The following is a 12328-nucleotide window of genomic DNA, read 5'->3' as shown; positions in this document are numbered from 1 at the left end:
GTAAGCGTTAAGTGAGCGCCGTATTGACGGTTATTTATCGGTAAGAACCACGTTCCATGGCAGCAGTTCGGCCACTTTGTTGCTGGGCCACTCCGGCAGTACGCTCAGGATATGGCGAAGGTAGGCTTCCGGATCGATACCATTCAGCCTGCACGTCCCGATCAGTCCGTACAGCAGGGCTCCGCGCTCACCACCGTGGTCGCTGCCGAAGAAGATAAAATTCTTTTTCCCAAGACAGACGGCACGAAGGGCTCGTTCGGCAGCGTTGTTATCAGGCTCTGCCAGGCCATCTTCACAGTAGTAGCACAGCGCATCCCACTGGTTCAGGACATAAGCGAACGCTTCGCCCAGACGGGACTTTTTCGACAGCGTCTCATTTTTTTCTACCAGCCATTCATGCAGCGATGCCAGCAGTGGTTTGCTTTGCGATTGTCTGGCTGCCAGACGCTCTTCTGTCGTGAGGCCGCGTATTTCTTCTTCTATCGCGTACAGCTCACCGATACGTTTCAGGGCTTCTTCCGCTGTCGCTGTGTGAGTGCTTATATAGACATCATGGATTTTTCGGCGGGCATGGGCCCAACATGCGGCTTCTGTCAGCGGCCCTCCTTCACGTTCCGGACTGAACAACCGATCGTAGCCTGCGAAGGCATCCGCCTGCAGCACACCATGATAGTGGCGAAGGTGTTGCTGAGGATGTTTTCCCTGCCGGTCTGGCGAGAAGGCGAACCATGCCGCTGGCGGATCTGATGAACCTGCGCTTCTGTCGTCACGTACATACGTCCAGATACGCCCGGTTTTCGTCTTCTTTCTGCCCGGTGCAAGCACCGGAACCGGAGTGTCATCCGTATGCAGTTTGTGGCAGTCCATCACGTAGTGGTAAAGGGCCTCATCCAGCGGGGCCATTAACCGGCAACATGCATCCACCCAGTTGGAGAGCAGAGCCCGGCTCAGATCCACGCCCTGACGGGCAAAGATTTCGCACTGGCGATACAGCGGCAGGTGTTCGCAGTATTTGGCCGTTAACACGCGGGCCAGCAGACCCGGCCCGGCGATACCCCGATCGATGGGACGTGATGGCGCAGGTGCTTCAACGATACAGTCACATCGGGTGCAGGCCTTTTTCACCCTGACCGTGCGGATCACTTTCAGGGCGCTGGAGACCAGTTCCAGCTGCTCCACGCTGACTTCGCTGAGGTACGCCATACCGCTGCCGCATTCCGGACAGCTGGTTTCCGCAGGATCCAGCCGATGTATCTCGCGGGGAAGGTGTGCCGGTAACGGGCGACGATGGCGGGACTGACGTAACTGGCGAGGTACCTGCGGATCGTCTTCCCGTCCGTTGTAGCGATCGCTTTGCTGCTCCTGCTGTTTCAGCAGGGCTTCGGCTTCTTCAACCTGTCGGCGAAGTTTTTCGGAGCGGGTACCGAACAACATTCGACGCAGTTTTTCTATCTGTGCCCGCAGATGCTCTATCTCGCGCTCTTCGTTCTCTATTTTCTCTTCTGCGCGGGCCAGTGCAGAACGCAGGAACGACTCAGTCTCTGCAACGAGACTGAGCTGACTGTCTTTCTGGCGAAGCGCGTCTTCCAGCGCAGCGATACGGGCGAGATAGTCGTGATTCATAACCGCTTTTATAATGCGGTTATGATTTTTTTACAACATTGTCAGTGAGTTAAGGCGGGATATTTTTGGCTGGCGCCAGTCCAGCTTATCAAGGAGCATGGCAAGTTGTGAGCGGGTGATCGCGATTTTGCCGTCGCGTACAGCAGGCCAGACGAACTGTCCCTCTTCCAGGCGTTTGATAAACAGGCACAGACCATCAGCATCAGCCCAAAGTATTTTCACGGTATCGCCACGGCGTCCCCGGAAGATAAACAGATGGCCGGAGAAGGGATCCTCATCCAGAACGTGGTGTATCTGTTCGCCCAGCCCGTTGAAGGATTTACGCATATCCGTGGCCCCGGCGACCAGCCAGATGCGGGTGCCTGACGGGAGGGATATCATTGTGTCCTCCCGGTCAGTTCGCGGATCAGCACAGTCAGCAACTCTGACGACGGGTTCTCCAGCGTCATTTTGCCGTGGCGGAACTCAACATGACAGGAAGTGGCGCTGGCGTGAGCGGAGGAGAACGTACACAGAGTGTCATTCTCTGCGGCGGGCAACGGGTCGTTGATAACGTCGACGGACAACAGAGTCGGAGAAGCCGGAAGAGATTGAGGTACCACCGGCCCCACGATAGTTGCAGGCATTCGACGAGAGATTCGCCCCTCTCTCTGCCAGAGGCGTAGCCACTTAAAAATGAGATTATTATCAACGCCATGTTCCCGCGCCAGTTGTGCGACGTTGGCATCTGGTCGTGAAGCCAGTTCGACCATCCGAAGTTTGAAGTCACTGGAATAGACGGTACGCGATTCAGTTCGCCAGTTGGCAGCATTTTCCATAAACAGAGCTCCTTCTAAATTAGACGGAGCTCTAAGCTAGCGATCCCGGGACTGGAATCACAGGCGGCAGTGACTTGACGCTTACCACTGATCGAACGAACCCGTGCGTTTGTGTTAAATCCATGGTGCGATAGCTATCCGATCCGCGATATGCAGGCAGTGCTGAGAGCTGATGAGGGAACCGGATTTTCTCACTACTGGTTTTACAAGCTGGAATATATTCTTTGGGAGCATTACCGCTTTCAAAAAGGGAGTGCCTGGCAGGCATTCCGAATGACGGCCAGGAATTCAGTGGAGCATGTTTCCCCACAGCAGCCTGAGCATTTTGATTCCAACCGAGTGAGCTCTGAAATACTGGACTGTTTTGGTAATTTAGGGCTAGTTTCACGCAGTATCAACTCAGAGTACGGCAACAAACCCTATGTTGAAAAACGGGCTCGTTTCATTGAGCGTAACCAGAACAGGGTGGACTCACTCAAGTTGGCACTTATTTATGAAAATGAGCAGTGGAATGACGTGCTAGCATTGGCTCATCAGCAACAAATGCTTGAGGAATATAACGCATATTTTTCTGAGGTGGAGCTCGGGGAATAGCCTTCAGTAGAAACCCAGTAAGTACGTTCCGCACAATTATAAACCTCGTTGATGGGTACTACATCAGGCAGGCGGACTATCAACCTGCCACTATCTTGTTCAACGCCCACGACCAGGCACCAAACCTGTATCCAGTATTCATTTACCCTACCAGCTGTTCATGAGATCATATAAGCAAATAACTTCTGGTATGGGGCTTTTCAGTCTAGATCGCTGGTCATCGGTTGAATGAATCATAGAAGACTCTGGTAACAGCAAAATCACCATTTATGTGCAGCCCCAAAATGCTGTATTTTTATACATAAAATACTTCATCATGGAAGTTGTAAGCTAAAGGAGCTCGCAGATGGTTGCATCTTGGACGTTGTGCAAATACTAATGAAGTGGGAATAAGATCTTGATACTCTTGTAGTAATTAATTTATGAGTATCTCTAAGTCTTTGAAAAGATGAGAAGAGTTAAATGAAGAAAGTATCTTGTGTCGATTTGTTTTGTGGTGCAGGTGGATTAACGCATGGCCTTGTACTTGAAGGCTTACCTGTAGTTGCAGGAATTGACATGGATCCGGCCTGCAAATTTCCTTATGAATCAAACAACAATGCCAAATTTATAGAACGGGATATAAGCAAAGTAACAACAACCGAATTAGATGCATTGTTTGGCGATGCTGACATCAAAATTCTCGCTGGCTGCGCGCCTTGCCAACCATTTTCTACCTATACACAACGTTATGAATCGGATGGTAAGGATGGTAAATGGGGGCTCCTGTATGAGTTTGCACGCCTAGCAGAAGGTACTCGCCCAGACGTGATCACGATGGAAAATGTTCCTACTGTGGCTAAACACCAAGTGTTCCACGACTTCGTCGAGGCATTGAAGTGTATTGGCTACAGCGTATGGTTTAGCATTGTTGATTGCACTCATTTCGGTGTCCCACAAACACGTAAGAGAATGGTTTTATTGGCATCACTCCATGGCGAGATAAAAATGTCTTCTCCAACGTGTGCAAAACCCAAAACAGTAAGAGAAGCTATAGGCCATCTGCGCGCATTAAATGCTGGTGAAGCGGCTCCAGGAGATAAACTGCATGTTACCTCCACATTGTCAGATAAGAATCTGGAGCGTATTAAGGCCTCAAAACCAGGAGGAACTTGGCGTGACTGGCCAGAACATCTTGTTGCCGATTGTCATCGAACAGAAAGTGGCAGAACTTACGCTAGTGTTTATGGCCGTATGGAATGGGACAAACCAGCACCAACCATGACAACGCAGTGCTATGGTTTCGGAAATGGTCGATTTGGGCATCCTGAACAGAACCGCGCAATCTCCCTGAGAGAAGCGGCAATTCTTCAGAGTTTTCCCCGTAACTATGCATTTATTCCCCATGATGGGCCAGTAAGTTTAAGGATTCTAGGGCGCCTAATCGGGAATGCAGTTCCTGTTGAACTTGGCCGAGCAATTGCACGTAGCATTAATTCACATCTTGCAAATGTGAATATGGTCACTGTGGAATGACAACTCTTTACTAATCATTAGCTTCGCTGAATTAGAGCCTGGAAACAATATGGAAATTTCTAATACACCTGATATCCGAGTACAGCGAACTATTCCAGAACCCGGTCAGTTGGTTGAGGTCCGTCGGCGTCAATGGATTGTTGTGGAAGTTACTTCATCTCAATTGTTACCTGCCTCAGCTCAACAGCATGCAGTAACTTTGTCATCTATTGATGAAGATGGTTTGGGGGAAGAACTTGAGGTTATTTGGGAAATTGAGGTAGGTGCCCAGATTATTGAACGAGCTGGGCTGCCCACAATCAGTGGCCAAGACGACTCCAGCACTCTTGATGCTTTCCTTGACGCAGTGCGCTGGGGAGCAGCCACTAATGCTAACCGAGGCTTCCTGCAGGCCCCATTTCGAAGTGGCGTTAGTATAGAAGACTTCCAACTCGATCCGTTGGTGCGTGCAATTGATATGGCACGTGTCAATCTCCTCATAGCCGATGATGTCGGTTTAGGTAAGACTATCGAGGCAGGATTAATCATTCAGGAAATGCTGCTTCGGCATCGAGCCCGTACAGTCCTGATTATCTGCCCTGCGTCGCTACAGGAAAAGTGGCGGATGGAGATGCAGGAAAAGTTTGGACTGGAATTTCAAATCGTCGACACTCGCTATATCAAGCAATTACGCCGAGAACGAGGGATCCATGCCAACCCGTGGACATCGCATTCTCGTCTGATCACATCCATGGATTGGGCCAAAAGTGGCGAAGGCTTGAGAGCTATGCGCGATGTGTTGCCCTTGTATAGCAGCTACCCACGCAAGTTCGATCTATTGGTCATTGACGAAGCACATAATATCGCACCGGCTGCTGGGGCAAACTACGCATTAGAGAGTCAGAGAACGCGCTTCATCCGTTCAATCAGTCCTCACTTCCAGCACAGGTTATTTCTGACCGCTACGCCACATAATGGCTATACCGAATCCTTCACCTCACTGCTCGAACTTCTGGATGACCAACGTTTCGCCAGAAATATACTCCCGGACGATAAGCAGCTCAATCAAGTAATGATTCGTCGCCTCAAGAGCGATCTCGTCGATGCTGACGGCAATCTACTTTACGCCCAACGTAAGCTTGAAGCCTTACCGATCTTCTACACTGCCAAAGAACGCGAAATTCACTCAAAACTCAATGACTACTGTAAGAGCCGAGAACTAGGTGCAGAGAAAACCGTTAGCACATTCGGAACTGCTTTCGTGAATCAGCTACTAAAAAAACGGCTCTTTTCCTCCCCTGCGGCCTTCGCATCAACACTCGAAAAACACATCGCTAGTCTGACTTATGGAAACCTGCGTAGTGATAATAGTCCGATGGACGACCGCATCTTGCGCAAAGCTATTCTTCGTGTTGATGAAGATTACGCTAACGACCAAGAGGTAGAGAACGCGCAATCTGAGGCTGTTGAAGAAGCTTCATGTCGAGCTCAGCCGCTCACGACCGACCAGCAACAAATGCTGAGTGAACTACGTAAATGGGCACAGATAGCCAGAAACCAAGTCGATTCCAAAGCTAAAGCCGTGCTCAGCTGGCTTGATACCAATCTGAAAACAAACGGTCATTGGAACGAACATCGGGTAATTCTGTTCACTGAATATCGCACTACCCTCCAGTGGATACATGAGATCCTAGCCAGCCATGGATTTGGTGGGGAGCGCCTTGCGATCTTACATGGTGGTATAGCGCAGGACGAACGTGAGAAAGTAAAAGCAGCCTTCCAGACCGCTCCCAAAGACTCTGCCGTTCGTATTCTTCTTGCTACCGATGCAGCATCTGAAGGTATCGATCTGCAGAACCACTGTAACTGCTTAATCCATCTTGAGATTCCCTACAATCCCAATGTCATGGAGCAGCGCAATGGTCGTATTGACCGTCATGGTCAACGCCAGAAAGAAGTATTGATCTGGCATCCTGTCGATGGCGATGAAAATAGCCAAGCTAGCATTGGAGGCCATAGTGGAGACATCATCCGAGCTCTACGTAAGCTCGAATCTATGCGATCAGACATGGGTAGTGTCAATCCGGTTATCGCGCCACAGATGTCGAAGTTGATTGAAGGATCTATCAGGGATTTTGATACTCGTATTGCAGAAGCTCGGATTGCCAAAACTAAACGATTCGTTAGCGCCGATCGTGAACTGAAAGAGCGGATAGCCCGGTTACACGACCGGCTACTATCCACTCAAAACGATTTCCATCTCACGCCAAAACATATCCTTATGGCTGTAAATACGGGACTTTCTTTGGCAGGCCGACCACATTTGGAGCCGTTTGCTCTTCCGGATGCTCCAGCTGGTTCAACATTCAAAATGCCAGCATTGTCAGGATCCTGGGCTCGTTGCCTGGAGGGGCTACGCCATCCCTATACTCTGCAAACTCGCCCTATCACCTTTGACCATACCGTTGCGAGAGGACGTGACGATGTCGTACTCGTTCATTTGAATCATCGACTGGTACAGATGTGCCTACGTCTGTTACGAGCAGAAGTATGGGCTCGCGATGACGTGAAGAAGTTGCATCGTGTTACTGTACGTTCGGTGCCCGACACACTAATTGATGGCCTTGCCGTAGTAGTTAGTTCAAGGCTGGTTATCACCGGAGGCAATTACCATCGCCTCCACGAAGAGTTGACAACAGCTGGAGGTTATCTTGGGGATAAATCCTTCCGCCGTGAAGAAGGGGTCAGTAAAGTTCAGCTATGGCTAGATAATAGTAAGCCAATGACAGCTTCTGACTCACTATTTGATGATATCCGTATTCGTTTTGAGCGTGCACAACACGCTATTTTACAGTCAGTGAACGCTAGGTCAAAAGACCGGCTCAAAGATTTGAGTAATACTCTTCAGCTCAGTAAGAATCGAGAATTGACGGACATTAGCACAGTGCTTGATGAACTTGAAAAAACCATCTGTATCGAATTAAAAAAAGATCAACAACCTGAGCAATTTTCACTGTTCTCAGAGGATGAACGAACCCAGCTCAAACGTGACACCGCGGCTCTGAAAGCTCGCCTTTTACGTATTCCTGAAGAGCGTGAACAGGAGCTCCAAGCCATCGAAACTCGCTACGCTAAACTCGACGATCGTACTTTTCCCGTTGCTGTTACCTTCCTAGTACCTGAATCTACTGTTCAGAGGGGGGAAGCATGAGTATGGCCAGCATACACGATGATTGGCTCTCGCTAATCGACATTTCAGGCCCCTTCCTTGCTGTACCAGTACTAAAAGATGCATTCCCGCAAGGGCTGGAAGAGCTAGACGCTGCTAAGCGCAAACGACTGCGCCAAGCTTACGATGAGTGGCGAGAAGCACTGGAACAAGAAGATCCTCAGTTCAACAAATTGCATTTCGCGTGGATTGAAGAAGTTCTTTCACGTGGCCTTGAGTTTGATGAGGACGGGAAAGGTGATGTACTGAAGGGCACAGATTGGTGCGCCGCCAACTTGAACACTTTTCTCCCTGATCATGGCATAGCTCTGTCACCAACTCTAGCAATTGTCGACGAGCAATGTGCGAACAAGCCTTTGATGCTCATTCATACCTATGCGCAAGATATCGATCTTGACGCAACGTTGAAAATAGACGGATGGGCCACTACACCCACGGAACGTATGGTTCAGCTGTGCCGCTCTAGGGAGTGTCGCCTTGGTTTGGTGACCAATGGCGAACGCTGGATGCTGGTGGATGCCCCTGTAGGCGCTGTCACCAGCTTCGCCAGCTGGTATGCTCGAATCTGGAACCAGGAGCCCATAACACTGCAGGCCTTCGTGCACCTGCTCGGTATCCGCCGTTTCTTCGTCGATGAATCCGAACAACTACCCGCATTGTTCGACAGTTCTCTGAAATATCAGGATGAAGTAACCGATGCACTGGGAGAACAAGTACGTCGCGCTGTAGAAGTATTAATCCAGTCCCTTGATAAAGCTGATCAGGATCGCAACCGTGAACTACTTTACAACGTAAAAGAATCCGAACTCTATGAAGCGGCTCTGACAGTGATGATGCGCTTAGTGTTTCTGCTCTCGGCAGAGGAGCGCGGCCTGCTTCTTTTGGGCGATGAACGATACGAAGCCAACTATGCACTTTCCACCTTACGTATGCAGTTACGCAAGGTACCCGAAGAAATCCTAGAACGACGCTGGGATGCCTGGTCGCGCCTACTGGCGGTCTTCCGTGCTGTTTTCTGCGGGGTGGAACATGAAAATCTTCGTCTGCCTGCACTGGGTAGTTCACTATTCGATCCTGATCATTTTCCTTTTCTGGAAGGACGGGCTAAAGGTTCCAGCTGGCGGACAGATACAGCCAAGCCACTGCCGATTGATAACCGCACAGTTCTGTTGTTGCTAGAGGCTATCCAGCAATTCCAGGGCCGAACACTCTCATATCGCGCACTGGACGTCGAACAAATCGGTTACGTGTATGAAGGTCTGCTGGAACGTACCGTAAGGCGCACCGATGAAGTCACACTGGAACTGGATGCCACCAAGAAATCACAGTATCCATGGGTCAAACTAGCCGAGCTAGATTCAGCAAGCATGAACAGTCCTGAGAAGCTAGTTGAGTTGCTGCAAGAGCGCTCCGGTAGTTCTGTCAGCCGGGTGCGCAAAGATCTGGCCAGGGACGTTGATGATACCTTGGCTGATCGCCTACTCACTACCTGCCAAGGTGACATCCAGTTACGTGACCGTATCAAACCTTACGCCCATCTGCTGCGCACTGACCCTTGGGGTTATCCGCTAGTCTACCCCGCTGGTGCCTTCATCGTCACAAGCGGTTCCAACCGACGCGAGACTGGCACCCACTACACACCAAAATCGCTTACTGAAAACATCGTTACTGAAACGCTAACACCGATAGCCTACATCGGCCCGGCTGAAGGCACACCGCGTAAAGCGTGGCAACTCAAATCCCCCACTGAACTACTCGACCTTAAAATCTGTGACCCTGCGATGGGTTCGGGTGCTTTTCTGGTACAGGCTTGTCGCTGGCTGGCCGATCGCCTCGTCGAAGCCTGGTCGCAGGCTGAAGCAACAGGAAAAATGATAAGTGTGGACGGAGACGTACTGGAGGATCTGGATACTAAGGAGCGGCTACCACGAGATACTGATGCACGTATCGTAATAGCCCGACGCCTCATCGCCGAGCAATGCTTATATGGTGTAGATTTGAACCCGCTGGCAGTCGAGCTTGCCAAGCTTTCCATCTGGCTGGTAACACTGGCGAAAGGGCTGCCCTTCGGCTTTCTTGATCACAGTCTGCGTTGTGGAGACAGTCTGCTTGGTATTCATCGGTTGGACCAGCTCACCAAATTATGCATGACACCAGAACAAAAGGGAAAACGAAGTGACCGTCTGTTTGGCAAAGACATAGAGAGATCAGTACGACAAGCAATCGAACTTCGCCAACGTTTGCGCGCTATGCCAATACGTGACATTCACGACGTAGAGATCATGGCTAGTTTAGATGCTAGGTCTCGTGGCCATCTTGAAGTGCATAAACTAATTGCCGATGCGTTTATTACCGAGGTATTGGTCTCCGGGGGCAATTCGCCCACACTAGAGAATGCGCTTTCCTCACTCTCCATTTTGGCAGACCAGGCAGTAGGTGGAAGCATTGAGGCTACTCAATCTATTGCAAACCGTATTTCCAACTCCTTTACCAGTGATCTGACACTTGGACATGCACGGCGGCCATTCCATTGGCCTTTAGAATTTCCCGAAGTTTTTTTAAGAGAACGATCCGGATTTGATGCATTCGTAGGAAACCCACCATTTCTCGGTAATCGCCTATGGAAAAGTTCAATGGGTGATAAGTTGCAATGGCAATGTCAGATGATTCTAGGAACACCGCCCGGTAAAATCGACTTAAGTGTTGTCTTCCATCGGCGTGTTGTCGATTTGCTTCGAGCAGATGGATGTTATGGTTTGCTGGCCGCAAGCAACATCGCCGAAGGAAGCGCGGTTGCTATTGGTCTGGGTATGATCGTTAAAAACGGTCACATATATTTCTCCAGAAAAGGTATGCCATGGCCTGGTACAGCTTCTGTAGTTGTTGCTGTTATTGGTTTTTTCAAAGGACGATGGGCAGGAAAATGTGATTCTGAGGGGAATTCTTGTAATCGTATCGGTGCACGTTTAGAACCGGAAGCTACGGATACTTGGATACCCAAAGAGCAACCTGATTCTATCATAAGTTTTGAGGGCGTAAATAATAGCAAGGGGATGGCATTTGTATTAACCGAAGAAAATCCTTGGTTCTATCAACTCAAAAACGAATCGAATAGCCTTCTGCGCCCATACATCACCGGAGACGATATAACAAGTTATGCACTTCGTAGAACCGACCGTTGGGCTCTGGATATCGCAGACAGAAATCTGGAAGACATTGAGAAAAACTGGCCCATTGCATTCCAATTTTTAATTCAAGAAGTTCAACCAACCCGAACTCCTCAAGCCTTGAAAAGCTACAAAGGACTCTATGACCGTTGGTGGCAATTCTGGAACCATCGAGCCGAGCTCATGCGCAAGTTGCGCAAACAAGAATATTTCATTGCCTTCGCAAAGGTGACCAAGTATCCGTTTTGCTTAATGACTCCCACTGAATGGATCTATACAAATAAAATCCTGCTTATTGGTGCAGATAGAGATGATCTTTATGCCATTTGTTTAAGCTCATTTTTCCGAAGCTGGCTCTATGCATTCTCTGTCCGTAGTTTGGGGGCAGACACTAATACACTCACGCTTTCCATTCGAGAAGCTGTATCAACTTTCACGTTACCAATAACGAGAGTTTCGAATGTCGGTTGTAACTATGCACAACGTTTTCAAAACGTTCTCGTCGCATGGAGCGAGCAAAATAACTGTGGTTTAACCAGCGCAATGAATGCCGTAAACACGCCAAGCTACAATGATCCCGTCATAAACGAACTACGCCAAATAATGGTTGGAATAGACGCTGAAGTTGCACAGGCTTATGGATGGAATGATCTTGATATTTCATACGATTTTCAGGAGTTCAATAGTGGCTCAGTAAGAGACCCGTGGCGCTGGGCACTTTCAGAAGACCTAACAACAGAGTTGATGCGACGACTTACTGAGCTAAACCGGCAACGTTTTGAGGAGTTTTCGTTGACTCAGAAAAATGCTGCTAATCCAGTTAAACGCGGGCGCCGCTCAAAAGCAGACGCTACGGTAAACTTACTTGATTTGTCTGATGGTGCGAACTAATGACTAATCTCTCTACTGATCGTCCAAGCTCAGACCCGATAGAAGACCTGTTCGGGCACGCCCCTTTCGCAGAAAGCCTCACCAACAGCATTTGTCGCTATTCGGGTAATGATGGTTTAGTACTGGCCCTTTATGGGCCATGGGGTTCAGGGAAATCTACCGTACTGAGCTATGTGCGTCACTTCCTAGAACAACGCACAAAAGAAGAACAGCCCACTATAGTGACCTTTAATCCATGGTGGTTTCTGAATTTCTTATCCAAGTTTTATACACATACACGTTCACAGACCATGGGTGATTGGGCTGTACATCTTCAACCTCGTTTGAATCCAACCTGGTTAGAACAATATATTGACACTCAAGCTTGCTATGAGCGCCTGATAGGCCTGCGACAAAAAGGCCTCGTTCCAGACGAGGCACGAGAATCGCTAGAACAGTTCCTAAAAGAGTTTGAAATGCTCAAGGCAGGTAAGAATCCAGATGGCGTTGGTGCATTTGATGATTGATGGGAA

General features: G+C 49.3%; 8 protein-coding genes. 5 read left to right on the top strand and 3 right to left on the bottom strand.

Going from position 1 to position 12328, the window contains the following annotated elements; all coding sequences use genetic code 11:
• Positions 1–30: 30 nt before the first annotated feature.
• From OGX94_RS05960 to OGX94_RS05950, 3 genes are read right to left on the bottom strand one after another with little or no spacing between them, the layout of a single operon-like run.
• Positions 31–1623: an IS66-like element ISKox1 family transposase gene (locus OGX94_RS05960; protein ID WP_004902302.1), complete on the bottom strand. Its 1593-nt coding sequence runs from the start codon at positions 1621–1623 to the stop codon at positions 31–33.
• 30 nt (positions 1624–1653) lie between these two features.
• On the bottom strand, positions 1654–2004 hold the full coding sequence (gene tnpB, locus OGX94_RS05955) for an IS66 family insertion sequence element accessory protein TnpB (RefSeq protein WP_004189161.1): 351 nt from the start codon (positions 2002–2004) through the stop codon (positions 1654–1656).
• On the bottom strand, positions 2001–2441 hold the full coding sequence (locus OGX94_RS05950; protein ID WP_004189163.1) for a transposase: 441 nt from the start codon (positions 2439–2441) through the stop codon (positions 2001–2003). The genes tnpB and OGX94_RS05950 overlap by 4 nt, the downstream gene beginning before the upstream one ends.
• 111 nt (positions 2442–2552) lie before the next feature.
• On the opposite strand from OGX94_RS05950, the gene OGX94_RS05945 reads away from it, so the two are divergent.
• From OGX94_RS05945 to OGX94_RS05925, 5 genes are all read left to right on the top strand, one after another.
• Complete coding sequence (locus OGX94_RS05945) at positions 2553–3035, top strand: HNH endonuclease family protein (protein WP_286568892.1); 483 nt, start codon at positions 2553–2555, stop codon at positions 3033–3035.
• A gap of 462 nt (positions 3036–3497) precedes the next feature.
• Positions 3498–4550 (top strand): DNA cytosine methyltransferase, encoded by a 1053-nt coding sequence (locus OGX94_RS05940; protein ID WP_129195541.1) that lies wholly within the window; start codon positions 3498–3500, stop codon positions 4548–4550.
• 49 nt (positions 4551–4599) lie between these two features.
• Positions 4600–7740, top strand: a complete 3141-nt coding sequence (gene drmD / locus OGX94_RS05935; RefSeq protein WP_268063728.1) for a DISARM system SNF2-like helicase DrmD — start codon at positions 4600–4602, stop codon at positions 7738–7740.
• Positions 7737–11816 (top strand): Eco57I restriction-modification methylase domain-containing protein, encoded by a 4080-nt coding sequence (locus OGX94_RS05930; RefSeq protein WP_198036332.1) that lies wholly within the window; start codon positions 7737–7739, stop codon positions 11814–11816. Before drmD ends, OGX94_RS05930 begins: the two co-directional genes overlap by 4 nt.
• The gene (locus tag OGX94_RS05925; protein WP_268063725.1) at positions 11816–12322 is read left to right on the top strand and encodes a P-loop NTPase fold protein; all 507 of its coding nucleotides are present in this window, start codon (positions 11816–11818) and stop codon (positions 12320–12322) included. The genes OGX94_RS05930 and OGX94_RS05925 overlap by 1 nt, the downstream gene beginning before the upstream one ends.
• The last annotated feature ends 6 nt before the right edge of the window (positions 12323–12328 follow it).

The sequence above is a fragment of the Citrobacter sp. Cpo037 genome (assembly GCF_030332945.1).
GTDB classification, from domain to species: Bacteria; Pseudomonadota; Gammaproteobacteria; order Enterobacterales; family Enterobacteriaceae; genus Citrobacter; species Citrobacter portucalensis.
Note: the sequence above shows the minus strand (reverse complement) of the source record. Positions and strands in the feature narration are given on the sequence as shown.